The organism is Mycobacterium sp. DHQP2018-32-09, from assembly GCF_058148405.1.
In genome coordinates, this window is the sequence record NZ_JBYVYK010000060.1 from 1 (window position 1) to 25,146 (window position 25,146).

Here is a 25,146-nt window from a genome sequence, read left to right on the forward strand (position 1 = left end):
CAGCGGCCGCGGCTCGACCGCCGCGGCGAACCTGTCCGCGCCGGCGAGCAGCCGCTCGGTCGCGGGCCTGCCACCCACGGCCCGCGGATCGGCGCAGCGCACGGAGATCAGGGTCTGGCGGCCGGACAGGTCCCAGCCGAGTCGCCGGGCGCGGTCCAGGAGGGCGGCGAGGTCGCCGCCGTCGGTGCTGAGCAGGTCGGCCACCAGCGATCCGCGCAGTCGCTGCTCCACCTCGGCCGCCGTGCGAATGCGCATGAGTTCCAGTGCGGTGACGACGGTCGCATGCTCCACCGCGCGGACGTCGAGGCCCGACAGCGGCGTGTCACCGGCCCCGGTCGAGGCGCCGATGCGCACTCGGGCGACCACCTCGCCGTCGAGGGTGACGTCGGCCGCCGTGGCGTCGGGCGCCGTGGCGTCGGGGCCGCCGGTGGTCGTGGCCCAGTCGGCGTCGGCCAGCGCCGTGCCGTAGACGTCCTCGATCAGGACGGGGCGGCGCAGCAGTTCGGCCAGCGCGGTCGCGACGCCGGACACGCCCTCGCCGCGCAGGGCGGTGGCGGTCAGCAGGCGGTGGACCTCCTCGGCGCGCCGCAGTTCTCGGATGGTGTCCTGCTCGCGTGACCGCAGTTGAGCGGTGCCCAGGGCGATGGCGACCTGCGATGCCAGCGTCGTGACGAGGCCGATCTCGACGGCGTCGAACCGATGGGGCGAGGCGTGGTAGCCGTTCAATGCGCCGACCACGGCGCCGGCGCGACGCAGCGGCACCGAGATGAGTGACCGGTACCCCTGCTCGTGCGCGACGCCGCCCCACGGGCCGATGCCCGGCGTGGTCTCGATGTCCTCGAGCGTGACGATCCGATCGGTGCGGTAGGCGACGCTGGTGGGCGCCTCCTCGGCGCCGCTGACGTCGAGCAGGATGGGCCGTTCGGCGTTGACCTTCGCGATGTAGTCGGGTGACAACCCGTAGGCGCCGGCGATGGTCAGCGCCCGCGAGTTCGCATCGGGCAGGAAGACCGCGCAGAAGTCGTACCCGAGCAGGTCGCAGGCGGTGCGGGCGACCCGGGCCAGCAGGTCGGTGACGGGCTCGTCACCGCCGACGGCCTCCCCGATGCCGGCCAGCGCGTCGAGCCAGCGCTCCAGATTGGGTCTAGATGTTTCGACCGACATGTCATACAGCGTAAGTGTGTATCGCCAAACATTGCCGCGATGACGCCCGTCCCGCAATCTGGGTGTCGGCGGTGAGCGCCATCACACATGACGAGGAGGTTGGGTGTGCGACATGGAACCCGGATGTTGCGCGGTGCGGTCGCGGCCGCCGCGGTGGCGATGGTGTCGGTGACGGTGACCACGGGCTGCGCGGCGGGCCTCGGAGGCCCGGCGTCCTCGCGCTCCGCCCAGGATGGCGTCATCCGCTTCACGTTCGCGCCCGACCCCATCTGGGACTACATGAACGAGACGGGCATCGTCGACGCGTGGCAGCGCGACACCGGCTACCGCATCGAGACCAGCGCGACGTGGGACGAGTTCGGCCTGTTCGCCGGCGGGCACGCCGACGTCATCTCCACGGCCTCGTTCGAGGTTCCCGGGCTGGAGGAACAGACCAAGCGCGCCACCACGATCATCGGTCGTTACAACGCCGAGCGCAGCCGCATCCTGGTGCGTGCCGACGACCCGGCCCGGACCATGGCCGACCTGGAGGGCAGACGCCTCGGCGTCTTCACCACGGTGTCGGGAACGCTGGTGTGGAGCGCGTTGCTCGAGCAGATGCACGGCATCGACCTCGCCGACGACTACCAGGTCGTCGTCGCTGACATCCAGAATCTCTCGAACCTGTTGGCGCGCGGCGAGATCGACGCGTGCATCTGCTATCCCGACCTCTCGGCGCGTGAGCTGCGCAACGGCAGCGTGCGTCCGCTCTACGACGGCAAGTCGTCGGCCGACCTGTTCGCCGAACTCGATGCTCCCGGGCACGACGGCCCCATGGGCAACGTCTTCGTGGCGCGGACGGAATGGGTCGACGGGCACCCGGGAGAGGTGTCGGCGTTCCTGGACCTGTGGACGCGCGGTCTGGCCGAGTGGCGCCAGCACCGCGACGACATGATCGAACGCTACCCTCAGCACTTCGCCGTCGAGACGCCCGAAGACATCGCATTCATGAAGGACTATGTTTCGCAACATGATTGGGTGGTCGACGACGTGCGCTTCGACGACGGGTGGGCGCGCGACGAGAGTTCCGTGTTCGACCTGATGCGCCGGACCGGGGTGATCGGCGACGACGTCACCGATCCCACGTTCCTGCCCTCCGAAGGAGCCCCGCAGTGACGCAGACCATCACCCCGCCCGATGCCGCTGCGGTGCGCGACGATTCGACCCGCCGCAGACGGGGGTCCGCCGGTCCGCGACGGTGGCTGGTCTCGGGCGCGGCGCTGCTCCTCGCCGTGGCCGTGTGGGCCGTCGTCGCCGCCTGGGTCGACGATCCCATCCTGCCGCAGCCGCTCGACGTGTTCGAGCGCGTCGTGGCCATCGTCGCCTCTGGCGAAGCGGTAACCAACTTCGCGTCCAGCATCGGCAAGATCGCGGCGGGCTTCCTCATCGCGATGTCGGCTGGGCTGGTCGTCGGGTATGCGATGGGCCGCTCGCGATTCCTGACGTCGTACTTCTCCCTGCCACTGTTCGTGCTGGGCAACATGCCGGGCCTGACGTATGCGGTGTTCGGGCTCTTGATCTTCGGCGTCGGCGCGGGTGGCCCCATCGTGGTCTCCGCGTTGGTGGCACTGCCCTTCATCGCCATCAACGTCGCCGAGGGCGTGCGCTCGGTCGACGGCAAACTGCTCGCCATGTGCCAGGCGTTCGAGCGCAATCGGCGCGACGTCCTGCGTCACCTCTACCTGCCCGCGCTGGCGACGTTCGTGTTCGCGGGCGTGCGGTACGGGTTCGCGATGGCCTGGAAGGTGGAGGCGCTCACCGAGGTGTTCGGCGCCAGCAACGGGGTCGGCTTCATGATCCGCAAGGCCTACCAGGAATTCCAGGTCGCCGACATGCTGGCGTGGACGGCGCTGTTCATCGCCGCCATGATCCTCGTCGAGCGTGCTCTGGCCTACCTCGAGAACCGGTTCTTCGCCTGGCGGAAGGAAATCGCATGACCATCTCCTCGACGTCACCATGGCGCAGGCAGCTGCGCGGCCAGGCCGCCAGCGCGGTGGCCGTCGCGGCCGCCCTGCTGACCATCCTGGGCGCCTGGCAGCTGGCCGTCGTGGTGGGCAACCGGATTCCGTCGCCCACCGACACCGTGGACAGCCTGGTGGCCGAGGCCGCGCTCGGCCAGCTGTGGCACAACCTGGCCATCAGCATGAACCGCTTCGTGCTGGGCCTGGCGCTGGCGCTCGTCGTCGGTGCGGCCATCGGCATCTGGATGGGCCTGTCCCGGTGGGCGGATCTGGCGTTCTCGGATCTCACCGCCGCCGGGCTGGCCATCCCCGCCGTCATCTGGGCGTTGCTCACCACCATGTGGTTCGGCTTCGGCTGGTTGACCCCGGTGCTGACGGTGTTCCTGTCCGGATTACCCTTCGTGGTGGTCAACATCGCCAAGGCCACCCGTGCGGTACCCGCCGACCTGCTCCTGATGGCACGGGCGTTCGGCGTCTCCCGGGGCCACGTGCTGCGCCACGTCGTGGCTCCTGCGGTCGCCGGGTCCACCGTCGCCGCAGTGCGGTTCGCGATCATGAGCGCCTGGAACGGCCTGCTGCTCGCCGAGTGGTTCGGCGCCACCTCCGGCGTGGGCTGGCGTTCCCGCTACTGGTACGACGCCAACCAGCTCGACGGGTTCTTCGCCTGGGTGCTGGTCTTCATCGTCGTCCTGATCATCGCCGACCTCCTGCTCCTCGGCCCCATCGAACGCTTCGCCACCCGGTGGCGCACCGCCTAACGAGAAAGCGAGAAACCATGGCCTCCATAGACATCCGCGACCTGGTCAAGGACTATCACGACCGCAGCGGCAAACGCACCCGCGTCATCGACGGCATCGATCTGACGATCTCGGGCGAGACGTTCGTGTCCGTCGTCGGCCCGTCGGGTAGCGGCAAGACGACACTGCTGAACATCGTCTCGGGCATCGAGACCAAGACCTCGGGCACCGTCAGCCTGAGATCCGACGGCCGCGACGCCCGGGTGGGCTACGTGTTCCAGGACCCCCGGTTGCTGCCATGGCGCACCGTGATGGCCAATCTCGGCTTCGTGCAGCACGAACGGGACGGGTGGCAGGAACGGGCCAGGCACTACCTGGACCTGGTGGGGCTGAGTCATTGCGCCGACCGCTATCCGGCCCAACTCTCGGGCGGCCAGCAGCAGCGCATCGGGATCGCCAGGGCCTTCGCCGTCGAACCCGACGTGCTGCTGATGGACGAGCCGTTCAGTCACCTCGACGCCATGACGTCGCGCACGCTGCGCGAGCATCTCGAACGCATCTGGCTGGAGTCGCGGCGCACGGTGATGTTCGTGACGCACGACGTCACCGAGGCCGTGCAGCTGTCGGACCGCATCGTGGTGCTCGCCCCCGGCGGGCGGATCCACGAGGTCATCGACGTCGACCTGCCGCGGCCGCGCAAGGCGTCCGACCCGGCCGTGGCGGTCCTGCAGGCAGAGGTACTGGCGCGCTTCGAGGCGCTGGAGGCGGCCGCGGCATGAGCACCCTGCGATCCGGCCCCATCGACGTCCACGCCCATTGGATTCCGGAAAGCCTGTTCGGGCTGCCCCCGGGTTCTCCGGTGCCGCCCCTGCATGGGCGCGACGGCCAACTACACCTGGGTGAACTGCCGCTGTCCATCGAGACCGCCGCGATGAGCGACGCGGCGCGCGTCCTGGCCGACACCGACGCCGCAGGACTCGGCGCGCGAGTGATCTCGGCCCCGCCGTTCGCGTTCCCGGTGGCCGACGACCCCGGCGTCGACGCCTACGTGGGTGCGTTCAACGACGAACTGGCCAGGGTGTGCCGCGACAGCGGCGGCAGGCTGCTCGGGCTGGGCCTGGTGTCGCTGCACGATCCGGACGCCGCGCGCCAGCAGATGCGCGCGATGGCGCGTGACGTGGTGCGGGGCATCGCCGTGCCGCCGCTGCTCGGGCCGTCGTCGTTCGACGTGGAGCCGATGCGCGATCTGCTGCGCGCGGCCGTCGAGCACGACATGGCGGTGCTGGTACATCCCATGCAGCTGGCGCGGCCGGAGTGGTCGTCGTACTACCTGACGAACCTGATCGGCAATCCCGTCGAAACCGCCACGGCGGCAGCCTCGCTGGTGTTGGGGGGAGTGCTCGAGGAATTGCCGGACCTGCGCGTCTGCCTGCTGCACGGCGGCGGATGCGCGCCGGCGCTGGTGGGGCGCTGGCAACACGGGTGGACGCGTCGCTCCGACGTGCGCAGCGCGGACACGGCCTCGCCGCGCGACGGTTTCGCGAAGTTGTGGTTCGACACGCTCACCCACGACGGGCCCGCGCTGCTACTGTTGCGCGCGCATGCCGATGCGACGCACCTGATGTGCGGCAGCGACTACCCGTTCGACATGGGCGTGGCGCGACCACTGGACCTGCCGCACGACGCGGGCATCGACGATGCCGCACTCGAGCGCAACGCGCGGCGCTTCCTGGGGTTCGACCCCGCGCAGTGACGCACCGGTTTGAGATCACGACGTTGGTACGAGAGATGGAGAAGAGATGAGCACTGCCACACCGGAATTCCTCACCGACGCACCGCTGGCGGGCACGCTGGTCGGATCGAACTTCGAGGGGTGGAGCGACGAGCTTCGGGCGGAGTTCGAGAACCATTCGCACGACGGGCACGTGGGATCACGGCTGTTGAGCGAGAACGACCGGGTGCGGGTGTGGGAGATCAGGCTGGCGCCGGGGGAGCGGTTCCATGCGCACCGGCACGTGCTGGACTACTTCTGGACTGCGGTGGTGGCGGGTCGCAGCCGCCAGCACACGTCCGACGGGACGACGCGCGAGGTGTCCTACGATGCCGGTGAGACCCGGCACTTCGCCTTTGCCGCAGGGGAGTTCCTGCTGCACGACATCGAGAACGCCGGGGACACCGAGCTGGTGTTCACCACCGTCGAGCACCTCGACTCTGCGAACGCGCCACTGACGCTGTGACCTTCGGCCGCATGGCTCAGTCCGCTGGGGTCGGTCGGGTCATGCCGGTCAGTCCGGTAGGGCGGCCAGCGCGGTGCGCAGGATGCGGCCCGTCGCCTCGCGATCGGGATCGCGACGCACCACCAGGCCCTTGGCGAAGGTGAGCTTGTCGCCGTCCTTGCGGGGCGCGACGTGCAGGTGCACGTGGAAGACGGTCTGGAATGCCGCCTTGCCGTCGTTGATGGCGATGTTGTTGCCGTCGGCCTGAAGTTCGGAGGCCCGCGCAGCGCGGCCGATGCGCTGGCCGATGCGGACCATGTCGCCCAGCGTCGACGGCGGGGTGTCGGTGAGATCCACGCTGTGCCGCTTGGGAACCACCAGCGTGTGTCCACGCACGATCGGTCGGATGTCGAGGAACGCCAGGTAGTCGTCGTCCTCGTGAATGCGGACGGCCGGGGCGTCCCCGGCGACGATGGCGCAGAACACGCATTCCATGCCGACACGGTAGTCAAGGAGTGCGCGGCGCTACGACCGACCCGTCATGACCTCATCCGCCCCTCCTGATTCGCCCTCGGGCTTGTCGGTGGTCGAATGTATGTTCGAGTCGTGGGGTTGGGTGAGGTTCGGGTGGCGGTGGCGGGGTTGCGGGCCGCGTTCGCCGACTGCGACCTGGACACCGTGACCCTCGACGAACTGTTCGCCCTGGGCGACGAACTGGAGACCCTGGGCTGCGCGCTGCCCGCGCAGTGGCACCGCGTGCTGACCGAACTGCAGTGCCACACCACCCCCAAAGAGGTCGGGGCCAAGTGCTGGCGGGAGGTGGTGGCGGTGCGGTGGCGGCTCTCGGGCCGCGAAGCGAGTCGCCGCCTGGCCGAGGCCACGGTGTTGGGGCCGCGGCGTTCGGTGACCGGGGAGGCGTTGGCGCCGGTGCTGCCGGCGCTGGCGGCCGCGCAAGCCGGCGGGTTGCTCACCGGGGAGCACGTGGCCGTGATCCGCGACGGGCTGCGCGAGGTGCCCGGCTGGGTGAGCCGCGCGGAGCGCGAACGCCTCGAACTGGACTGGGTGCGCCACGGGGTGGGGCACGGTCCCAAGGAGTTGCGGGATCAGATCGGACTGACGTTGGCCGAGATCGACCCCGACGGCCCCGAACCCACGGATCGAGAACCCGAGCGGATGCGCCGCCGAGAGGTGGTGATCGGTTCCCAGCGGCGTGACCGCACCGTCCCGCTGACCGCCTCCCTGACCCCGGAGGCGGCGGCGCTGCTGGAGGTGCTGTTGGCCAAGTACGCCGCCCCGGGCATGTGCCATCCCGACGACGCCGAGCCGTGTGTGTCGGGGACGCCGTCGCAGGCCCAGATCGACGGCGATGCCCGCACGGTCGGTCAGCGGCGTCACGACGCGTTGGCGTTCGTGCTGCGCGCCGCCCTGGGGAACAAGGAACTCGGCACGCTGACGGGGATGCCGACCACGGTGATCGTGCGGACCACGCTGGCTGATCTGGCCGCCCGCGCCGGGATCGCGGTCACCGGCGGCGGGACGCTGATGCCGATCCCGGACGTGTTGGCGATGGCGGCCCGCAGCGACACCACGGGGTGTCTGGTGGTGTTCGACGGGGCGACGCGGGAGGTGATGGACTGCTACCGGACCCGGCGTACGGCGAGCACCGCGCAGCGGTGGGCGTTGATCGCCCGCGACGGGGGCTGCACCAAGCCCGGCTGCACCGTGGGGGCGTATGGCTCCCAGGCTCATCACGCCCGCCGGGACTGGGCCGCCGGCGGGCACACCAACGTCGATGACATGTGTTTGGCGTGTGGGTGTGACAATCGGTTGGTCGCCGACGGGCAGTGGCGCACCCGCCTCACCGATGATCATCAGACCGAGTGGCTGCCGCCGCCGCACCTGGATCACGGGCAGGCCCGGGTCAACCACTACCACCACCCCGACCGGATCCGGATCGCATCAGAGCACGCGTTCACCCCACCAGACCCGGTGTCGGAACCGGCGCGGCCACGCCCGGACTGGTCACCCGATGACCCGTGGGCACCCACCAGCGACCACGACCGCGGCCGGCTGAAACACCCGCCCCCGGCCCCGCCCAGGGTCGAGGACCCCTGGGCACCCGACCCCCCGACCCCAGCAGCCACCCCCGACCCCACCACCCCCGACCCCACGACCCCAGGCGGACCCGAACCACCCCACGACACCGCGGTCTGACGACACGAGAACGGCAGCGTCACGCCATCCCCGCCACCAGGAGTGGCGGGCCGGGTCGATGCGTGGTTCGCGCCGGGAACGGAACGGTGGCACGAAATTTCCCTTGCGCTAGACGTTTTCGTCTGCCCACTCGGCGAGACGGCGCTCTCGCTCGGCCGCGTCGACCTCTTCGACGCGGGTCATCACCGCCCACCGCTGACCGAACGGGTCGACGATGGAGGCGAAGCGGTCACCGGTGACGAAGGTGCTCAACGGTTCTCGGACGGTCGCGCCCGCAGCTTCGGCCCTCGCGACCACCGCGTCGGCATCGGGGCAGTAGAGCACCATCGAGTGGGTCACCGTATCCCCGCGGGTGACCGCCGCGAGCCCGTAGGCCGGGTTGGGGTCCGACAGTTGCAGTCGTCCGGTCCCGAAGTCCAACTCGGCGTGCGCGATCGAGTCGTCGGATCCGGTCATCCGCTCCGTCACGGTCGCACCGAACACCGAGACGTAGAACTCGATGGCCGAGGCCGCACCGTCGACGACGAGGAAGGGGGTCAAGCTGGTGTATCCCTGTGGGATCGGTCGTACGCTCACCGCCCCAGCATCGCCTCCCGACCACGACGCGCGATTGGAAGAACGCGCCACGGATTCCGTCGAGGGCACGACGCGGCCGGGGGCCGGAACGGCAGAACGGCTCAGGACCGCACGGCCGGTGGCGCCTTCCACTCACCGGAGAGCGCCTCCTGCTTCGGCCAGTAGAGCCGCATGATCACGTGGAACGGTCCCGGCGGCGCGGGGAGCCAATTGGCCTCCCTGCCCGGCCCCGGCGACCGATGCTGGACGTAGACCGTGATGCCGCCGTCGGCATCCTCGATGAGGTCGGGCACCATCGCCGAGTTGATGAGGTACCGGTCGATCGGATTGTCCACCAGGAGGCTTCGTGGCAGTCCGTACATCGTGATCGACCAGAACGCATTCACCGGCGGCAGACGGCCGGGCTCGAACCGCAGCGTGTACTCGTTGGCGCCATCCAGCGGCGCCCCGGTCGAATCGGTGGCGATCACCGGATACATCGCCTCCTGCGCGATGTTGCCGTAGATCCCCAGCACCGCACCCGCCATCCGGTACAGGTAGTCGTGCGACAGCTCGGCATGGGTACCGAACAATTGCCCGGAGGTGACCCGGCCGGTGGCGAGTTGCTCGGTCTTGAAGGTGTCGAAGTCGGCCCACGCATCGGACATGCCGGCCTGCAGCGCGGCCCGTATCTCGGGGCTCAGGCGGTCGGGGTCCAGGTCGCGCCCGATCCCGATGGCGGCGAACCGCTCCCGCAGCCGCTGTTCGTCGGGCAAGACCGGTGCGGTGCGGAGTACGAAGTCGAGAACTTGGAAGAACCGCGGCGACGTCCGCTGCTCGTCGGGGGTGAGGGGCGCGACGAAGTCGATCGGCGGCGCCGTGCCCGCCGGCGAATTCTGGAACGCCGACAGCGGCTGCACCACGTAGCCGGCCTGGATCCGCTGCACCGCGTCGACGTCGTCGGGACCGAAGAGCTGCGTGCGATAGATGACCAGGGAGAAGTCGGTCGCCGACCGGATCACGTCGTCGACTCCGGCGGGCGCCTCGCCGTCCCAGCGCGGCCCCGCCAGCAGGTAGGTGCCCCCGCCGTTGCCGGTGGTCCGGCTGCCGACGTAGGCGTAGTCATGGGTGTAGCCGTCGACGAACTGCAGCGAGTAGTAGCGCCCGGCTGCGATCGGCGGGACCGTCAGGACCAGGGGCTCGGCCCGCAGGTCGGCGCCGAGCATGGAGTACGGCGTGTCCGAGTTGGGGGTCTGGATCGCCGTGTCCGCGGGAGTGAAGACCCGTGCCATCGAATGGATCTCGTTCCACCCACCTTTGTACTGCGGGTTGTCCCGGTCGACGAAGTACGCGTGTTGGATGCGATAGCCGTCGACCATCGGGAAGCCGTAGACGTAGGCCTCCTTGGCGATCTCTCGCACCTGCTCCGGCCCGGGTGTGGCCGACGCGTCGGTCATGGTCGATGCTTCACCGGTGTGACCGGTCAGCAGGGTTGCCCGGGCGGCGTGTAATACGGCACGCCCTCGACCGTGTAGCACGGGACCTCGCCCGGAACGTACGGGACGTGCTGCGCGGCGATGGCCGTCCCGACGGCGACGTCGCCGGCGACGTCGGTGCAGCCGCCCGCGGAGAAGTGCCTGCCGCCTGCGCTGGCGCACACGTCGGCGGCCGCGACGGGCGTCGACACGAACGTGACGACGGCGAGCGGACCGGCGACCAGTGCGGCGACCGCCGCCAGGCCGGTGACGTGGACCTTCATGGATCCTCCTCCAGAGCCGGAAGCCAATGGTGCTGAGCCGCAACGGCTGAGCCCCGATGGCGGTGATCCACTGTGCATCACGGTGTCGGCTGCGGTCTTGACTCTGCTGGACGATTTCTTGACCATGGCGGACATGCAGTTGATCCGCGGCTCGAGCCTGGCCGGCTTCGACGCGCTCGCGGCCGCCCACGGCGGTCGTGCCAGGGAGTTGCTGACGGCCGCTGGTGTCGATCCCGCGGCTGCCGGTCGAGCCGATCGCTTCGTCCCGTTGCGCAGCGCGATCGCGGTGGTCGAGCACGCGGCCGAGGTGCTGGGCGTCGACGACTTCGGCAGGCGCCTCGCCACCTGCCAGGGCATCGACGTCCTCGGTCCCGTCGGCGTGGCGGCGCGTACGGCCACGACGGTGGGCGAGGCGCTCACCATCCTCGACGTCCACATGGCCGCCTACAGCCCAGGCATATCCGTTCGCGTCGTCCCCGGTGCCGATGACGGTGTGCGGCGCTTCGTCTTCGACTTCCTGCTCTACCCGGCCCCACCTCAGGCGCACGCCGTGGAGCTGTCGCTCGGTGTCAGCCTTCGGGTGCTGCAGCTGTTTCTGGGCCCGGCCTACCGGCCCCTCATCGTCCATCTGCCGCATTCCCCACTCGGCAGCGAAGCGGACTACCGCGAGTACTTCGGCTGTCCCGCACGCTTCGTTGAGCCGATCGCCGGTTTCACGCTGCACGCCGCCGACCTGGCGCGTCCCCTGCACCACGATCCGCTGGCACATCAGGTGGCGATGAGCTTCCTGATCGAGACGGGCGACTGCGGCGGCAGCGTCGCCGACACCGTGCGCAGCGTGGTGAAACAGCTGCTGCCCACCGGGGAACTGTCCGCCGAGCTGGTTGCCGGGCACTTCGCCATCCACCCGAAGACGCTGCAACGGCGCCTCTCCGCGGAGGGTACGACGTTCGTCGAGGTGGTCGATCGGACGCGGCGCGAGGTCGCTCATCGGCTGCTGACTACCACCAGCGTGCCGCTCGCGCGGGTCTCGCGGCAGCTCGGATACGCCGAACACAGCGTCTTCAGCCGGGCCTGCAGACGGTGGTTCGGCATGACCCCGTCGCAGTATCGGAACGCCGTGGGCTCGACCGCTCGAGCCCTCGCCGGTCGGCCCGCACGGTGAGGCCCGTGCAGCCGACCCCGCAGCGCGGCGTGGTGGGCCGCGCGCACAGCATGGGCGTGTTCGACCTGATGCGGTGGCCACCGTCGGCCGAGGCGGCGCCCTGGGTCGAGCACTACTGGTGCGTGCGGTGGGATCTGCGCGGCCGCCCGCCTTCCCGGCATACGGTGATCACGTTCCCCGCCATGCACCTGACCCACGAATGGGGTGACGACGCCACCCGCCACGGTCACCCGCTGCCGAACGTCCTCGTCCACGGTGTCGTCGAGCGCGTCTTCACCACGACCCTGACCGGGTCCGGCGCCGTCGTCGGCGCGCGCTTCCGGCCCGGCGGGTTCGCGGCCCGATTCGCGTGCGACGCCAGCGATTACACGGGCCGGGTCGTCCCCGCCTCTGCGACCGCGGTCGACGAGTCCTGTTCCACGCCAACGGCGTTTCCGCGCCAGCTAGACCGGATGGTGGCCCACCTCGACGCCGTCATCGGCGCCGCACACCCCACCGATCCGACGTACGCGGCGTTGACGGACCTGCTCGACCGCATGGGTGACGACGCCACGCTGCACCGCGTGGATCAGGTGTTGGCGCTCTCGCCGTGGAGCGCCCGCACCACGCAGCGCGTGTTCCGCCGCTACGTCGGCGTACCCATCAAGTGGGTGCTGTGCCGGCAGCGGTTACAGCACGCGGCACTGGCCATCGAGGAACGTCCCGACCGAGACCAAGACCAAGACCTCGCCGGTGTGGCCGTCCGGTGGGGCTGGTACGACCAGGCGCACTTCACCAACGACTTCCGCGCAATGCTCGGGTGCACGCCGGGGGAGTACGCGCACCGACACGGTTGACCGCCGGCATTTGGGCTGCCGTGCCTGCGGCAACTGCCGATGACGTCCCACAGGGCGATGCCGCGGTCGACGACGGCGGCGAGCCGCTCGGGGTACGGCGCGGCGGCGTCGACGTCGAACACGGCGGCCGGTAACCGCCAGAACTGGTTGCGCGGATTGGCGTAGTACTGGCCGGTCGCCAACGACAGTGCGCTGGGGAAGGACCCGGGCACCAGCACCCGCGGGCTGCCACCGAGCACCGCGAAATGAGGGCTCAGCGGTGAAGATCACCGACAGCGAGGCGATTCCGTTCGCCATCCCGTACCCGGTGGCAGCCCGCGGAGCAGCGGCGCCGAGTCTGGCATCCCCGCCGACCTACGACAGGTGGTGCACCTCCTGCAGGCCGTAGACCGGGGTCGGGATGCCGGCGTGGCGGGCCTTGAGCTGCAACGCCAGGTATAGCGAGTAGTGCCGGGACTGGTGCAGGTTGCCGCCGTGGAACCACAGGTTCTCCTGCTGCGTCGGCTTCCACATGTTGCGCTGCTCGCCCTCCCACGGGCCGGGATCCTTCGTGGTGTCGCTGCCTAGACCCCACACCTTGCCCACCTTGTCGGCGACGTCCTGGCCGATCAGATCGGCGGCCCAGCCGTTCATGGAGCCGTACCCGGTGGCGTACACGACCACGTCGGCGGGCAACACGGTGCCGTCGGACAGCACCACAGAGTCCTCGGTGAGATGGTCCACCTGGCCGTGCGCCAGCTTGATGGTGCCGTCGGCGATGAGGTCGGACGCGCCGACGTCGATGTAGTAGCCGGAGCCGCGGCGCAGGTACTTCATGAACAGGCCGGAACCGTCGTCGCCCCAATCCAATTCGAATCCGGCCGCTTCCAGGCGGGCGTAGAAGTCCCGGTCGCGCTCGCGCATCTGGTCATAGAGCGGGATCTGGAACTCGTGCATGATCCGATAGGGCAGCGACGCGAACGTCAGATCGGCCTTCTCCGTGGTCATCCCGTTTGCGACGGCCTGCTCCGAGTACAGCGCACCGAGGCCGATCTCCATCAGCGAGTCCGACTTCACGATGTGCGTCGACGACCGCTGCACCATCGTGGTGTCGACGCCGTTCTCCACCAGCGCCTTGCAGATGTCGTGGGCGGAGTTGTTCGAACCGATCACGACGGCACGCTTGCCGACGTAACCGTCGGGGCCGGGGTGCGCGCTCGAGTGGTGCTGGTCGCCCCGGAACACGTCCTGCCCGGGCAGGGTGGGCACGTTGGGCTTGCCGGACATGCCGGTGGCCAGCACCAGATGCTGGGGCCGCAGCGTGACGTGTTCTCCGTCGCGGTCCACCTCCACGGTCCAGCGTTCGCCGTCGAAGGAGGCCGACGTGCACGTGGTCTTGGACCAGTAGGGCACCTCCATGACGCGGGTGTAGAACTCGAGCCAGTCGCCGATCTTGTCCTTCGGCGCGAACACCGGCCAGTTCTGCGGGAACGGCAAATACGGCAGGTGGTCGTACCACACGGGGTCGTGCAGGCACAGGGACTTGTACCGCTTGCGCCACTGATCGCCGGGGCGTTCGTGCCGGTCGACGACGATGGCGGGCACGCCGAGCTGCCGCAGCCGTGCGCCCAGTGCGATGCCGCCCTGCCCCCCGCCGACGACCAGCACGTACGGCTGCTCGGTGTAACCGAGCGCGGCCTGCTCGTCCTCGCGCTTCTGCGCCCACGAGCGGGTGTCCTCGTCGCTGCCGTGCACCGCGCCCAGCACGCGGGTGGCGCCCTTGCGCTCCTCGTGGCCCTTGAGTTCCTGCATCGTGGTCAGCAGCGTCCAGGCCTGCTCGGCGCCGGGTTCGCCGCGCAGCCGCAGGTGTCCGGTTCCGCGCCCCACGGCGGTCTCGAACTCGATGAACGCGCTCAGCACGCCGTCCTCCTCGGTGGGCGTCTCGCGGGTGCGGAACCCGGCCGGATCCGTGGGGGCGAGCCGCTCGCCGAGCATGGCGCCGATGGCCTCGCGGCCCTCCATGGTCTTGAGGTTCCAGGTGAACGACACCAGGTCACGCCAGAACGAGTCGACGGCGAACATCGAGGTCACGCGGTCGACGTCACGGGTCGCCAGCGCCACCTCGAAGTCGGCCAGCCACGCGTCCACGCGCTGCTGGGGGGTGAGGTCGGTGATGGGGTCGAGTGTCGAAGTCATGTGAGGCAGGACACACCCGTGGGCGCCATCGCCACAAGGGTTGCAACCCATTGCAACCCTTCCGTCATGTGGTGGGGGTCACATACAAACGTGGTCATGAGAGCAGCTGTGTATTACGGACCGAACAAGCTCGACGTCGCCGACGTCCCCGAACCCGAACCGACGCCGGGCACGGTGAAGGTTCGGGTCGGCTACAACGGCATCTGCGGCACCGACCTGCACGAGTACTACGCGGGCCCGATCTTCGTGCCCACCTCGCCGCACCCGCTCACCGGTCGGGAGCTGCCGCTGACGATGGGACACGAGTTCTCGGGCACCATCACCGCCGTCGGCGACGGCGTCACCGGGTGGGCCGAGGGCGACCGCGTGGCCGTCGAGCCCATTTACAAGTGCGGACACTGTGCGCCGTGCCGGGCCGGCAACTACAACATCTGTGCCCAGATCGGCTTTCACGGCCTGATGTCCGATGGCGGCATGGCCGAGTACACGGTGGTGCCCACCAGCATGCTGCACCGCCTGCCCGACAACGTGTCGCTGCAACTCGGGGCGCTGGTGGAACCGATGTCGGTGGCCTATCACGCGGCCACGCTCGGTGAGCCCGATCCGGGCGGCACGGCCATGGTGTTCGGGGCCGGTCCGATCGGGATCGGCCTGTGGTTCGCCTTGCGCGGCAAGGGTGTCGAGGACGTGCTGGTCGTGGAGCCGTCGCCGACGCGGCGCGCGGCCATCGAGGCGCTGGGCGCCACCACGCTCGACCCCACGACCGTCGACGTGCCGGGGGTCGTCGCCGATCGCACCGACGGGCGTGGCGCCGATGCCGTCTACGACGCCGCGGGCGTCGCACCCGCCGTGCAGACGGCCCTGGCCTGCGTGGGCGCGCGCAGGCCCATGGTGAGCGTGGCGATCTACGAGAAGCCGCTCACCACACCGCTGCTCAACCTCGTCATGAACGAATCCCGCGTCCAGGGTTCGCTGTGCTACACCGCCGCCGACTTCGAGGCCGTGATCGACCTGATGGCACGCGGGCGCTACGACACCACCGGCTGGGTGACCTCGATCCCGCTCGACGACGTGGTCGACGGCGGGTTCGAGGCCCTGCACGCCGGGACGAAGATGAAGGTCCTCGTGGATCCGTCGAACGGGGTGCCGGCATGAGCAGGACCATCGACGCACCGCTGCAGGGCACCGTGGCGCTGGTGACCGGCGCCGGGCGGGGCATCGGCCGCGGCATCGCGCTCGAACTCGCCCGCCAGGGCGCCGACGTGGCATGCGTCGACGTGACCGCCGACGCGGCCGAGCAGGTGGCCGAGGAGGTCCGCGGAATCGGTTCGAAGGCAACGACGTTCGTGGCCGACGTGTCCGATCGCGCCGCGGTGTTCGCCGCCGTCGACCATGCGGCGCAGGCGCTCGGCGGGTTCGACGTCATGGTGAACAACGCGGGCATCGCGCTGGTGGGTCCGCTGGCCGACGTGACGCCCGAGCAGCTGACCAGGTTGTGGTCCATCAACGTCGACGGGGTGCTGTGGGGCATCCAGGCGGCGGTCGCGAAGTTCAAGGAACTGGGCAACCAGGATCGCGGCAGGATCAGCCGGATCATCAACGCGTCGAGCATCGCCGGTCACGAGGGGTTCGCCATGTTGGGCCCGTACAGTGCCACCAAGTTCGCGGTGCGGGCGTTGACGCAGGCTGCCGCCAAGGAGCACGCCGCCGACGGCATCACGGTCAACGCGTACTGCCCGGGCGTGGTGGGCACCGACATGTGGGTCGAGATCGACAAGCGGTTCGCCGAGTTGACCGGCGCGGCGGAAGGCGAGACGTTCGAGAAGTTCTCGGCCACCATCGCGCTCGGGCGCCCCGAGACGCCGCAGGACGTGGCCGGCTTCGTCGCCTATCTCGCCGGTCCCGGAGCGGACTACATGACCGGGCAGGCGGGCCTCATCGACGGCGGCATGGTGTATCGGTGACGCGGCGACCGCCCGCGCCGCGGGTGATCGCCCTGCCCGACCGGGCAGGTGCGTACCCCGTGGTTGTCAGCCGTTGTGACGGGGAGCACAATCGACGGTGATGTCGACGTCTCTCGGTCCGGAACCCGCCGTGGCGGCGGGCGACGACCCGCGCAGTTACGCGATGCTGCTCTCGGAGGTGTACGACGCCACCATGGCGGGGGCACGGGCACCCGCCCGCCCCCGCGACGTCATCGCGGATTCGTGGAATCGCCTGCTGGGCAAGGGTATCGATCCCGACTGTCACCATCCGCCCGCCATCGACACCAGCGGGCTGGACGCCCTGCGGCAGGCGTCGGGGCTGTTCGCGGTCCTCGACGACGTCTCGCGCGGCCTGGATTCGGTGATCGACGGCGGGGACAACATCCTGGTGATCGCGGACGCGCAGGGTCGCGTGCTGTGGCGGTACGGGGCCCCGCGCGTGCTCACCAACGCCGATCGGCTGGGCTTCATCGAAGGTGCGCAGTGGAGCGAGTCGGCGGTGGGCACCAACGCCATCGGCACGGCGCTGGCGTCGCACCGGGCGGTGCAGGTCTTCTCGGCCGAACACTTCCTGCGCAGTCACCACGCCTGGACGTGCGCCGGTGCCCCCATCAAGGATCCGCGCACGGGCCAGGTGGTCGGCATCGTCGACGTGTCCGGGCCCGCTGCCACCGTGCATCCCACCACGGTGGCGCTGGTGGACCTAGTGGCGCGGCTGGCCGAGTCGAAGCTGCGCGAAGCGCACGACCGGACGCTGAACCGGTTGCGCACCGTCGCGGCGCCGATCCTGGCGCGCGTCGGAAGGCCCGCGTTGGCCGTCGATCCCGACGGGTGGGTCGCTGCCGTCGACTCGCTGCCGCCACACAATCGAATCCTGCTGCCGCCGGGTGGCGTTCCCGGTCGAGCCTGGATCCCGGCGCTCGGCGCCTGCGACGTCGAGTCGCTGCCGGGAGGCTGGCTGGTGCGGTTGGCCGACGGCGACGCCGACGACGGTGCCGTCGCCTCGCGGGTGACGCTGGATCTGCGCGACGGTGCGGTACTCGACGTCGCAGGCGGTTTCGGGGCGTGGCGACGCGACATCTCGCCGCGTCACGCCGAGATCCTCTACGTGCTGGCCACCCATCGGGCGGGGCGCTCGGCCCCGGAGTTGGCCGCCGACCTCTACGGCGATCGCACGCGGGTGGTGACCGTGCGCGCCGAGATGTCGCGGCTGCGGCGGCAGTTCACCGGGCTGGTCCTCGGCAAGCCGTACCGGTTCCCCGATGCCGCCGTCGTCGACGTGCTGCTGCCCGCCGACCGCACGACCTTGCTGCCCGCATCGACGGCTCCGGCCATTCGGGCGGCGCGCGGTATACGTTGAGCGGGTGGCTGCCCACCGGTCTTCCCGTCGTGCCGACCCGGACATCGCCGCGCTCCTGGACGGCCTCGACGGCGACGCGCGGACCCAACGCGCAGAACTGATCCCGTGGCTGCTGGAGCGCGGCATCACCGTCGAGGAGATCGGCGATTCGATCCAGCCGATGCTGTTGGCCGGCCGGCGTGTCCTCGGGGAGGACGGCTCACGGCTGTCGGCGCACCAGATCTGCGAGGAGACGGGGCTGGACCTCGACCTGCTGGAGCGCATCCAGCGCGCCAGCGGGCTGCCGCGCGTCGACGATCCCGACGCCCAGGTCTACCTGCGCGTCGACGCCGAGTCCGCCGCGTACGCCAAGAAGTTCTTGGACCTCGGGTTCACGCCCGAGCAGATCGTGCTGGTGGTGCAGGTACTGGCCGAGGGGCTGACCCGCGCCACGGAGGTGATGCGCTGGGTGGCGCTGGCGTCGGTGATGCGCGACGGGTCGAGCGAACTCGAGATCGCCAAGGGCACCGAGGCGCTGATGTTCTCGGTCGCCCCGCTGCTGGGGCCGATGATCACCGATCTGTTGAAGGTGCAGCTGCTGCACGTGATGGAGACCGAGGCGGTCAGCGCCAGCGAGCGTGCCGACGGGCTGCCGCTACCCGGCGCGCGCGAGGTGACGCTGGGGTTCGCCGACCTTGTGGGATTCACGCGGCTGGGGGAGACCGTGCCGCCCGAGGACTTGGAGCGGCTCGCGCACCGGCTGACCGATCTGGCACGCGAGGTCGCCCAGCCGCCGGTGCGCTACATCAAGAGCATCGGCGACGAGGTGATGCTCGTCAGCACCGACCCGGCGGCCATGCTCGAGGCGCTGCTGGCGCTGGTCGAGATGACCGAAGCCATCGAGGGCTTCCCGCGGCTACGGGCCGGCGCCGCCACGGGCCTGGCCGTCAGCCGCGCGGGGGACTGGTTCGGCGGGGCGGTCAACCTCGCAGCCCGGGTCACCTCGGCGTCGCGCCCCGGCGCCATCCTCGCGGCGGAGTCGACGCGCGACGCCGTCGGCGACGACGACCGGTTCCGGTGGTCGTTCGCGGGCGCTCGGCACCTCAAGGGCATCTCCGGGGACGTCAAGCTGTTCCGCGCCCGGCGGGCCACCGGCGAGGAGTGACGTCGGCCCGCTGAGCCGTCAGCGCGCCGGCGTGAACCGCCGCAGCCGCAGGCTGTTGGTCACCACGAAGACCGAGCTGAACGCCATGGCCGCGCCGGCGATCATGGGGTTGAGCAGCCCGAAGGCCGCCAGGGGTAGCGCCGCGGCGTTGTAGGCGAACGCCCAGAAGAGGTTGCCCTTGATGATGCGCAGCGTCGCGCGTGACAGCCGGATGGCGTCCGGCACCGCGCGCACGTCTCCGGTGACCAGCGTCAGGTCCGATGCCTCGATGGCGACGTCGGTGCCCGTCCCCATCGCCAGGCCCAGGTCGGCGCGGGCCAGCGCGGCGGCGTCGTTCACGCCGTCGCCGACCATGGCCACCACGTGGCCCTCGGCTCGCAGTCGGGCGACGTGGTCGGCCTTGTCGGCGGGCAACACCTCGGCGATCACCGTGTCGATGCCCACCTCGTCGGCCACGGCCCGCGCCGCGGTGACGTTGTCGCCGGTCAGCAGCACGGTGCGCAACCCCATCCGGTGTAGCTGCGAAATGGCGTCTGCAGCAGTCGGTTTGACGGTGTCGGCAACGACGATCACGGCGCGCACCCGACCGTCGACGGCCACCCACACCGGTGTCTCGCCGCGGGCGGCGGCCGCGTCGGCGGCGCCCACCAGTTCCTCGGGTGCTCCCGGACCGGCGGCGCCGTCGAGCAGCCAGCTCAGGCGGCCGACGGCGACCCGGTGACCGTCGACGACGCCGGTGACCCCCAGCCCGCCGTGTCCCGCGAAGTCGGTGACGTCGGCCAGCGGCCCGGTGGCGGCGGCGTGGGTGACGATGGCCCGGGCGATCGGGTGTTCGGACCCGCTCTCGACGGCGCCGGCCAGGCGCAGCACGTCGTCGGCGTCGGTCGCCCCGACCGTGTGGTGCGCCCCCGCTTCGGCCATTCCCACGGCCATCCCCACGACGCCCATCCGCCCCTCGGTGATGGTGCCGGTCTTGTCCAGCACCACGGTGTCGACGCGACGCGTCGACTCCAGCACCTGCGGGCCCTTGATCAGGATGCCGAGCTGGGCGCCGCGACCCGTCCCGACGAGGAGGGCGGTGGGCGTGGCCAGTCCCAGCGCGCACGGGCAGGCGATGATCAGGACGGCGACGGCCGCGGTGAAGGCCGCCGACGCGGAGCCGCCGGCCAGCAGCCAGCCGCCCAGGGTCAGCAGGGACAGCGCCAGCACGACGGGGACGAACACCGCCGACACGCGATCGGCGAGCCGCTGGACGCCCGCCTTGCCGGCCTGGGCGTCGGCCACCAGGCGTGCCATCTGCGCCAGCTGGGTGTCGGCGCCGACGCGCGTGGCGCGCACCCGCAGCAACCCGCCCACGTTGACGCAGCCGCCGGTCACCTCGGCACCGGGTCGAACCTCGACGGGCACCGATTCCCCCGTCAACATCGAGGCGTCGACGGCCGACGCGCCGGTGAGCACCACGCCGTCGGTCGCGATCTTCTCGCCGGGGCGTACCACGAACTCGTCGTCGACGGCCAATTCGCCGATGGGAACCCGGGTCTCGACGCCGTCGCGCAGCACCGCGACGTCCTTGGCGCCCATGTCGAGCAGCGCTCTGAGCGCGGCGCCGGAACGGCGCTTGGCGCGATCCTCGAGGGTACGGCCGAGCAGGACGAACGTGGTGACGACGGCGGCCACCTCGAGGTAGAGGTGCGGTTGGTGGGCGGCATGGGCGATGCTGCTGGACGCCAGCTCCCACGTCGACCACAGGTAGGCGGCGAGCACGCCCACCGAGATGAGCGTGTCCATGGTGGCGGCACCGTGGCGCAGGTTGGTCGCCGTGGCCCGATGGAAGGGCCAGGCGCCCCAGGACACCACCGGGGTGGTGAGCGCGAGGGCCAGCCACGCCCATCCGGGGAATTGCAGTGCGGGCACCATCGACAGGGCGACGACGGGCACGGCGAGGGCGGCCGAGCCGAGCAGTCGCGACAGGTAGGGCGCCTCGGCCTCTGCCTCGTCGGTGGGTGCCCCGGGAGGTGGCGGCAGGGTCGCGGAATAGCCGGTGGCCGCCACGGCGGCCACCAGGTCGTCCGGGGAGACGGCGTCCGGGTAGGAGACGGCGGCCTGTGCGGTGGCGAAGTTCACGTCGGCGTGGACGCCGTCGATCTTGTTGAGCCGCTTCTCGATTCGCGCGGCGCACGAGGCGCACGTCATGCCGCTCACCGAGAGCGTCACGTGATGGGTGGAGGTCACGTCGGTCATCTCGGCCTCACGCCGCGGCCGTGACGTCGTAACCGGCGTCCTCGATGGCGGCCGCCACCTGCGCGGCGTCGGGCGACCCCTCTACGCGGACGGTGCCCGCCGCCACGTCGACGTCGACGAAATCGACCCCGGGCAGCGGGGAGACGGCCGCAGTGATGGCGGCGACGCAGTGTGCGCAACTCATGCCGTGAACGTCGAAGACCATGCTCATGACGCCGATCATATACCCATGGGGGGTATGGGTACCAGGGATGTCAGGCGGTGACCTCGCGGGCCAGCGTCACCTTGTCGACCTTGCCCGCCGCGAGCGTCGGCAGGGGCTCGGTGCGGAACAGCCAGCGGGACGGCACCGCGAACGACGACAGCGTGCCCGAGACGTGGGCCGTCAAACCCTCCGGCGTGGGCGCCGGGCGGTCCGGGTCGTGGACCACCACCGCCACCAGCTCTTCCCCCAGATCGGCGTGCGGGACGCCGAACGCGGCCACGTCGCGCACGTCGGGGTGGGTGGCGATGGCCGCCTCCACGCGCGGGGTGGCGATGTTCTCGCCACCGCGAATCACGACGTCCTTGGCGCGACCGTCGATGAACAGATAGCCGTCCTCGGACAGGTGGCCCAGATCGCCGGTGTGCAACCAGCCCTCGGCGTCGACCGTCGCATCGTCGGGCATTCCCGCGTAGCCGTTCATCACCGTGGGGGAACGGGCCAGCACCTCGCCGACGCCGGCGGGGTCGGGGTCGGCGATGCGCAGTTCCACCACGGGATAGGGCCGTCCGACCGTGCTCGGATGTACGGCCAGGTCACGGGCGTCGGCTGCGGTGAGGAACCCGCCCGCCTCGGTCATGCCCCACGTGTTGGACAGGCCACGCTCCCGTAGGTTCGGCAGCGCGGCGCGGATGCGGTCCAGCAGGTCGGTGCGCACCGGTGCCCCGCCCAGCGGCCACGACTTCAGGCTGCTCAGGTCGTAGGAACCGAAGTCCGGATGCGCGAGCAACCGAACCGCCATGGTGGGTACGGCACCCCAGATCTGCACGCGTTCGCGCTCGATGAGTTCGAGGACGTGCCCGGCGTCGAACCGGCCCTGCGCCATGACGATCGTGCCGCCCGTCAGGAAGTGCGTCAGCAGGCTCGACAACCCCCCGACGTGGAACATCGGGGTGGTCGCCAGGCTGACGGCCCGCGGCGAGTCGGCGGTCAGCAGATGCGGAAAGCGGCGGCTGCGCGCCAGGATGCCCTGCTGGTTGGCGATCACCGCGCGCCGCGACAGCTCGACGGCCTTGGGCATGCCCGAGCTGCCCGACGTGAACAGCACCAGCGCCGTCGCGTCGACGTCGGTGGCCGGGAACGCGGCGCCGGATGCGTCCGGCGCGGCGGTGAACGCCGCCGCGAGGTCGCCGAGAGGCCGGCCGCCGATGGTCAGCTCGGTGTCGCTGAGCACCCGCTTCGGCTCGAGAACCGTTGCCGCGTGCTCGATCTCGGCCGCACTCCACCATCGGTTGGCCAGCACGGGGACCGCGCCCGCGGCCCACGCGGCCCACAGCGCGACGATCCACTCCGGTGAGTTGAAGCCGAACACCATGACGCGGTCGCCGACGTCGACGTCCAGGCTCGCCCGCGCGGCGTGCACCGCCGCGCGGAACTCGGCGTAGGAGATGCGGCGGTCGCCGTGGACCAGGAACGTGCGGTCGGTCCAGATCTCCGTGCCTGCCAGCAGTTCGGCGAACGTGGTCGGACCGTCGGCGTAGCGCAGGCCCTCGTGCCCGCCGTAGGTGCCGCGGCAGACCTCGGCGCTCCAGGTGGTCACTGCACCGGGTACTGCACGCCCTCCGAGGGCTGCACGATGACGAAGCCCTGCCCGTGGAACGCCACCTGCAGCGCCTCCCCGGAGCCCCGCCCGATCAGCGCGCCGGCCTTGAAGCTGGTCTTGAGCTGCGTCTGCAGGTTGGCCGACCACGCGACGACGGCATTGGTGTCGGCGTAGGTCGGCGCCTCACCCGCGTCGAGAACCACCGGGGGGCCGTCGGTGGTGATGGCCACCCAGCCCGATCCGCGCAGTGTGGTGTTGAACAGTCCGCCGGTGGCGATGCTGCCGCCCTTCACGCGCTCGATGTTCCAGTCCAGGCTCGCCGAGAACGCCAACACGTTCTTGCCGCTGACCGACAGGCCGGAGTTCTCGAGTTGCAGCAGGTGTACGTCATTGGCGTTCTCGGCGAGGAACACGTCGCCCTGGCCCTGACAGCGCATCAGCGGCAGGCCCTCACCGGTGATCGCCTTCTTCAAGAACTTGCCCGCGCCGCCACCCTCGAACGAGAACTCCACGTTGCCCTGGTAGGCGACCATGGAGCCCTGCCGCGCCAGGAACGGTTCGCCGAGCCGCACCCGCAGCATCCGGTCGTTCTGGTTGGCGACGGCCTTGGCCTCCTTCTCGCTGAAGCGGCCGTCGACCAGATCGCCGGTGATGCCGGCGAAGCCGCCGTCGCCCAGCGGCGCGAACGCCTGCTGGGGCGTGCCCCCGTACTGGCCGTGGGAGCCCGGGTGTTCGTACTGCGCCTGGTACCCGTGCTGTGCCTGCTGTTCGTGCCGTGCCTGGTCTTCGAACCGTGTCTGGGGCTCGTACCGCGCCTCGGCCTCGTGGCGGCCCGCGCCGGGTCCCCCGCCCTGCATGCCCGCGGCGGGTCCCCCGCCGAGCGGTGCCGTGAACGCGCGTCCTTGCTGGGATACCTGGTCGGTCCAGGTACGGCCGTCCCACCAGCGGTAGTCGAACCGCCCCTCGGGATCGGGCTGCCAGCTTCCTGCTCCGGGTCCGGTCACCGGTCACTCCTCGCATGCGTCGTTGCCTGGGTCGTGTGCCGAGCCCGCGTGGCGAGCCCGCCTACTCAAACCCTATGGCAATCGCGGCACCGTCGGGCGTGCCCGGCAGCCGTGCTCGCCGCGTCCGGGCTGCGGGTCGTTTCGCCGTGCGCGAAGCCCGCCTGAACTGCGATGTAACGGTGTAATGATGTAATCATGAGAACACGTCATCACCACGGCCGCCCCGGCGGCTGGCAGCAATCCGACCAACCCGACGCCAGCACGGCGCCCGACTGGTTCGCCGGGCGGCTGCCCGACGAGTGGTTCGTCGGCGACCCGACCGTCGTCGTCGACCGCGAGGAGATCACGGTCGTGGGCCGCCTACCCGAACTCGACGGCGAGCACAGCGAGGCCAAGGCATCGGGACGCGCCGCGCGCTTCCGCGAGCAGACGCGCGCCGAGCGCATGCGCATCGCCGACGAGGCCGAGGACCGGTTCGGGCGCAAGGTGGCCTGGGGCGTCGAGATCGGCGAGCCGGGGTCCCCGGCCGCCGAGCGCATCCTGTTCACCCATCTCGCCGTACCCGTCATGACGCGGCTGCGGCAGCCCGAACGCCAGGTGTTGGACACGCTGGTCGACGCGGGGGTCGCGCGGTCGCGTGCGGACGCGCTGGCCTGGTCGGTCCGGCTGGTCGGCGAACACGCCGACGAATGGCTGGGCAAGCTGCGCGAGGCCATGTCCACGGTCGACGACCTGCGCGCCGAGGGACCCGGCCTGTAGCGGGCGCCCGGGTCAGGCGTCGGTCGG

At 70.6% G+C, this 25,146-nt stretch carries 24 protein-coding genes and 1 pseudogene; 14 read left to right on the forward strand and 11 right to left on the reverse strand.

Annotation, left to right across the window (positions count from 1 at the left end):
* On the reverse strand, positions 1 to 1,164 hold a 1,164-nt coding region (locus tag AC30CM_RS23325), incomplete at its 3' end, for a GAF domain-containing protein (RefSeq protein WP_490119292.1).
* A gap of 105 nt (positions 1,165 to 1,269) precedes the next feature.
* Here AC30CM_RS23325 and AC30CM_RS23330 point away from each other — a divergent pair.
* Genes AC30CM_RS23330 through AC30CM_RS23355 form a run of 6 tightly spaced genes read left to right on the forward strand, consistent with a single transcriptional unit; the run spans position 1,270 to position 6,138 of the window.
* Positions 1,270 to 2,319 (forward strand): ABC transporter substrate-binding protein, encoded by a 1,050-nt coding sequence (locus tag AC30CM_RS23330; RefSeq protein WP_490119293.1) that lies wholly within the window; start codon positions 1,270 to 1,272, stop codon positions 2,317 to 2,319.
* Positions 2,316 to 3,140, forward strand: a complete 825-nt coding sequence (locus tag AC30CM_RS23335; RefSeq protein WP_490119294.1) for an ABC transporter permease — start codon at positions 2,316 to 2,318, stop codon at positions 3,138 to 3,140. Before AC30CM_RS23330 ends, AC30CM_RS23335 begins: the two co-directional genes overlap by 4 nt.
* Entirely contained in the window at positions 3,137 to 3,922 is a 786-nt protein-coding gene (locus tag AC30CM_RS23340) for an ABC transporter permease (RefSeq protein ID WP_490119295.1), read from the forward strand. The genes AC30CM_RS23335 and AC30CM_RS23340 overlap by 4 nt, the downstream gene beginning before the upstream one ends.
* A gap of 17 nt (positions 3,923 to 3,939) precedes the next feature.
* Positions 3,940 to 4,680, forward strand: coding sequence for an ABC transporter ATP-binding protein (locus AC30CM_RS23345; protein ID WP_490119296.1), 741 nt, complete (start codon positions 3,940 to 3,942; stop codon positions 4,678 to 4,680).
* Positions 4,677 to 5,654 carry an amidohydrolase family protein gene (locus AC30CM_RS23350; protein WP_490119297.1) on the forward strand — a complete coding sequence of 326 codons (978 nt, stop codon included), beginning with the start codon at positions 4,677 to 4,679 and terminating at the stop codon, positions 5,652 to 5,654. The genes AC30CM_RS23345 and AC30CM_RS23350 overlap by 4 nt, the downstream gene beginning before the upstream one ends.
* A gap of 46 nt (positions 5,655 to 5,700) precedes the next feature.
* Positions 5,701 to 6,138, forward strand: coding sequence for a cupin domain-containing protein (locus tag AC30CM_RS23355; protein WP_490119298.1), 438 nt, complete (start codon positions 5,701 to 5,703; stop codon positions 6,136 to 6,138).
* 48 nt (positions 6,139 to 6,186) lie between these two features.
* Here AC30CM_RS23355 and AC30CM_RS23360 read toward each other — a convergent pair whose 3' ends face one another.
* Positions 6,187 to 6,612 (reverse strand): HIT family protein, encoded by a 426-nt coding sequence (locus AC30CM_RS23360; RefSeq protein ID WP_490119299.1) that lies wholly within the window; start codon positions 6,610 to 6,612, stop codon positions 6,187 to 6,189.
* A gap of 96 nt (positions 6,613 to 6,708) precedes the next feature.
* Between AC30CM_RS23360 and AC30CM_RS23365 the strand changes: the two genes are divergently transcribed.
* Complete coding sequence (locus AC30CM_RS23365) at positions 6,709 to 8,331, forward strand: HNH endonuclease signature motif containing protein (protein ID WP_490119300.1); 1,623 nt, start codon at positions 6,709 to 6,711, stop codon at positions 8,329 to 8,331.
* A gap of 108 nt (positions 8,332 to 8,439) precedes the next feature.
* Here the strand turns inward: AC30CM_RS23365 and AC30CM_RS23370 are convergent, their stop codons facing one another.
* The 3 genes from AC30CM_RS23370 to AC30CM_RS23380 all read right to left on the reverse strand — a co-directional run bounded on the left by AC30CM_RS23370 (position 8,440) and on the right by AC30CM_RS23380 (position 10,645).
* Positions 8,440 to 8,907: a VOC family protein gene (locus tag AC30CM_RS23370; RefSeq protein ID WP_490119301.1), complete on the reverse strand. Its 468-nt coding sequence runs from the start codon at positions 8,905 to 8,907 to the stop codon at positions 8,440 to 8,442.
* Positions 8,908 to 9,008: 101 nt separating this feature from the next.
* Positions 9,009 to 10,343, reverse strand: a complete 1,335-nt coding sequence (locus AC30CM_RS23375; protein ID WP_490119302.1) for a DUF1254 domain-containing protein — start codon at positions 10,341 to 10,343, stop codon at positions 9,009 to 9,011.
* A gap of 26 nt (positions 10,344 to 10,369) precedes the next feature.
* Positions 10,370 to 10,645 (reverse strand): hypothetical protein, encoded by a 276-nt coding sequence (locus tag AC30CM_RS23380; RefSeq protein WP_490119303.1) that lies wholly within the window; start codon positions 10,643 to 10,645, stop codon positions 10,370 to 10,372.
* Positions 10,646 to 10,778: 133 nt separating this feature from the next.
* Here AC30CM_RS23380 and AC30CM_RS23385 point away from each other — a divergent pair, with 133 nt between their 5' ends.
* The gene (locus AC30CM_RS23385) at positions 10,779 to 11,810 is read left to right on the forward strand and encodes an AraC family transcriptional regulator (RefSeq protein ID WP_490119304.1); all 1,032 of its coding nucleotides are present in this window, start codon (positions 10,779 to 10,781) and stop codon (positions 11,808 to 11,810) included.
* A 50-nt stretch (positions 11,811 to 11,860) separates the two neighbouring features.
* Positions 11,861 to 12,646 (forward strand): DUF6597 domain-containing transcriptional factor, encoded by a 786-nt coding sequence (locus AC30CM_RS23390; protein WP_490119321.1) that lies wholly within the window; start codon positions 11,861 to 11,863, stop codon positions 12,644 to 12,646.
* Between the two features lie 20 nt (positions 12,647 to 12,666).
* On the opposite strand, the pseudogene AC30CM_RS23395 reads toward AC30CM_RS23390, so the two are convergent.
* Both AC30CM_RS23395 and AC30CM_RS23400 read right to left on the reverse strand, forming a co-directional pair.
* Positions 12,667 to 12,885: pseudogene (locus tag AC30CM_RS23395) on the reverse strand (DNA-deoxyinosine glycosylase); the annotation flags it as partial.
* Positions 12,886 to 13,000: 115 nt separating this feature from the next.
* Positions 13,001 to 14,821, reverse strand: a complete 1,821-nt coding sequence (locus AC30CM_RS23400) for an NAD(P)-binding domain-containing protein (RefSeq protein WP_490119305.1) — start codon at positions 14,819 to 14,821, stop codon at positions 13,001 to 13,003.
* A 96-nt stretch (positions 14,822 to 14,917) separates the two neighbouring features.
* Between AC30CM_RS23400 and AC30CM_RS23405 the strand changes: the two genes are divergently transcribed.
* From AC30CM_RS23405 to AC30CM_RS23420, 4 genes are all read left to right on the forward strand, one after another.
* Positions 14,918 to 15,976 (forward strand): 2,3-butanediol dehydrogenase, encoded by a 1,059-nt coding sequence (locus tag AC30CM_RS23405; protein WP_490119306.1) that lies wholly within the window; start codon positions 14,918 to 14,920, stop codon positions 15,974 to 15,976.
* Entirely contained in the window at positions 15,973 to 16,785 is an 813-nt protein-coding gene (locus AC30CM_RS23410) for an acetoin reductase (RefSeq protein ID WP_490119307.1), read from the forward strand. The genes AC30CM_RS23405 and AC30CM_RS23410 overlap by 4 nt, the downstream gene beginning before the upstream one ends.
* Positions 16,786 to 16,885: 100 nt before the next feature.
* A complete protein-coding gene (locus tag AC30CM_RS23415) occupies positions 16,886 to 18,166 on the forward strand; it encodes a GAF domain-containing protein (protein ID WP_490119308.1) in 1,281 nt (426 codons plus the stop codon).
* Positions 18,167 to 18,170: 4 nt separating this feature from the next.
* Positions 18,171 to 19,310 (forward strand): adenylate/guanylate cyclase domain-containing protein, encoded by a 1,140-nt coding sequence (locus tag AC30CM_RS23420; RefSeq protein WP_490119309.1) that lies wholly within the window; start codon positions 18,171 to 18,173, stop codon positions 19,308 to 19,310.
* A gap of 18 nt (positions 19,311 to 19,328) precedes the next feature.
* On the opposite strand, the gene AC30CM_RS23425 is transcribed toward AC30CM_RS23420, so the two are convergent.
* Genes AC30CM_RS23425 through AC30CM_RS23440 form a run of 4 tightly spaced genes read right to left on the reverse strand, consistent with a single transcriptional unit; the run spans position 19,329 to position 24,360 of the window.
* On the reverse strand, positions 19,329 to 21,551 hold the full coding sequence (locus tag AC30CM_RS23425) for a heavy metal translocating P-type ATPase (RefSeq protein WP_490119310.1): 2,223 nt from the start codon (positions 21,549 to 21,551) through the stop codon (positions 19,329 to 19,331).
* A 7-nt stretch (positions 21,552 to 21,558) separates the two neighbouring features.
* Positions 21,559 to 21,762, reverse strand: a complete 204-nt coding sequence (locus tag AC30CM_RS23430; protein ID WP_490119311.1) for a heavy-metal-associated domain-containing protein — start codon at positions 21,760 to 21,762, stop codon at positions 21,559 to 21,561.
* A 43-nt stretch (positions 21,763 to 21,805) separates the two neighbouring features.
* Positions 21,806 to 23,353 (reverse strand): class I adenylate-forming enzyme family protein, encoded by a 1,548-nt coding sequence (locus AC30CM_RS23435; RefSeq protein ID WP_490119312.1) that lies wholly within the window; start codon positions 23,351 to 23,353, stop codon positions 21,806 to 21,808.
* Positions 23,350 to 24,360, reverse strand: a complete 1,011-nt coding sequence (locus AC30CM_RS23440; protein WP_490119313.1) for an AIM24 family protein — start codon at positions 24,358 to 24,360, stop codon at positions 23,350 to 23,352. Before AC30CM_RS23440 ends, AC30CM_RS23435 begins: the two co-directional genes overlap by 4 nt.
* A gap of 195 nt (positions 24,361 to 24,555) precedes the next feature.
* Here AC30CM_RS23440 and AC30CM_RS23445 point away from each other — a divergent pair, with 195 nt between their 5' ends.
* A complete protein-coding gene (locus AC30CM_RS23445; RefSeq protein ID WP_490119314.1) occupies positions 24,556 to 25,119 on the forward strand; it encodes a hypothetical protein in 564 nt (187 codons plus the stop codon).
* The last annotated feature ends 27 nt before the right edge of the window (positions 25,120 to 25,146 follow it).

What these genes read in the sequence shown, in the direction of transcription:
- AC30CM_RS23430 (WP_490119311.1), bottom strand. Translation starts at nt 21,762, where the DNA reads ATGAGCATGGTCTTCGACGTTCACGGCATGAGTTGCGCACACTGCGTC.
- AC30CM_RS23405 (WP_490119306.1), top strand. Translation starts at nt 14,918, where the DNA reads ATGAGAGCAGCTGTGTATTACGGACCGAACAAGCTCGACGTCGCCGAC.
- AC30CM_RS23380 (WP_490119303.1), bottom strand. Translation starts at nt 10,645, where the DNA reads ATGAAGGTCCACGTCACCGGCCTGGCGGCGGTCGCCGCACTGGTCGCC.
- AC30CM_RS23415 (WP_490119308.1), top strand. Translation starts at nt 16,886, where the DNA reads ATGTCGACGTCTCTCGGTCCGGAACCCGCCGTGGCGGCGGGCGACGAC.
- AC30CM_RS23410 (WP_490119307.1), top strand. Translation starts at nt 15,973, where the DNA reads ATGAGCAGGACCATCGACGCACCGCTGCAGGGCACCGTGGCGCTGGTG.
- AC30CM_RS23375 (WP_490119302.1), bottom strand. Translation starts at nt 10,343, where the DNA reads ATGACCGACGCGTCGGCCACACCCGGGCCGGAGCAGGTGCGAGAGATC.
- AC30CM_RS23340 (WP_490119295.1), top strand. Translation starts at nt 3,137, where the DNA reads ATGACCATCTCCTCGACGTCACCATGGCGCAGGCAGCTGCGCGGCCAG.
- AC30CM_RS23355 (WP_490119298.1), top strand. Translation starts at nt 5,701, where the DNA reads ATGAGCACTGCCACACCGGAATTCCTCACCGACGCACCGCTGGCGGGC.
- AC30CM_RS23385 (WP_490119304.1), top strand. Translation starts at nt 10,779, where the DNA reads ATGCAGTTGATCCGCGGCTCGAGCCTGGCCGGCTTCGACGCGCTCGCG.
- AC30CM_RS23345 (WP_490119296.1), top strand. Translation starts at nt 3,940, where the DNA reads ATGGCCTCCATAGACATCCGCGACCTGGTCAAGGACTATCACGACCGC.
- AC30CM_RS23360 (WP_490119299.1), bottom strand. Translation starts at nt 6,612, where the DNA reads ATGGAATGCGTGTTCTGCGCCATCGTCGCCGGGGACGCCCCGGCCGTC.
- AC30CM_RS23425 (WP_490119310.1), bottom strand. Translation starts at nt 21,551, where the DNA reads ATGACCGACGTGACCTCCACCCATCACGTGACGCTCTCGGTGAGCGGC.
- AC30CM_RS23390 (WP_490119321.1), top strand. Translation starts at nt 11,861, where the DNA reads ATGGGCGTGTTCGACCTGATGCGGTGGCCACCGTCGGCCGAGGCGGCG.
- AC30CM_RS23365 (WP_490119300.1), top strand. Translation starts at nt 6,709, where the DNA reads ATGTATGTTCGAGTCGTGGGGTTGGGTGAGGTTCGGGTGGCGGTGGCG.
- AC30CM_RS23350 (WP_490119297.1), top strand. Translation starts at nt 4,677, where the DNA reads ATGAGCACCCTGCGATCCGGCCCCATCGACGTCCACGCCCATTGGATT.
- AC30CM_RS23445 (WP_490119314.1), top strand. Translation starts at nt 24,556, where the DNA reads ATGAGAACACGTCATCACCACGGCCGCCCCGGCGGCTGGCAGCAATCC.
- AC30CM_RS23400 (WP_490119305.1), bottom strand. Translation starts at nt 14,821, where the DNA reads ATGACTTCGACACTCGACCCCATCACCGACCTCACCCCCCAGCAGCGC.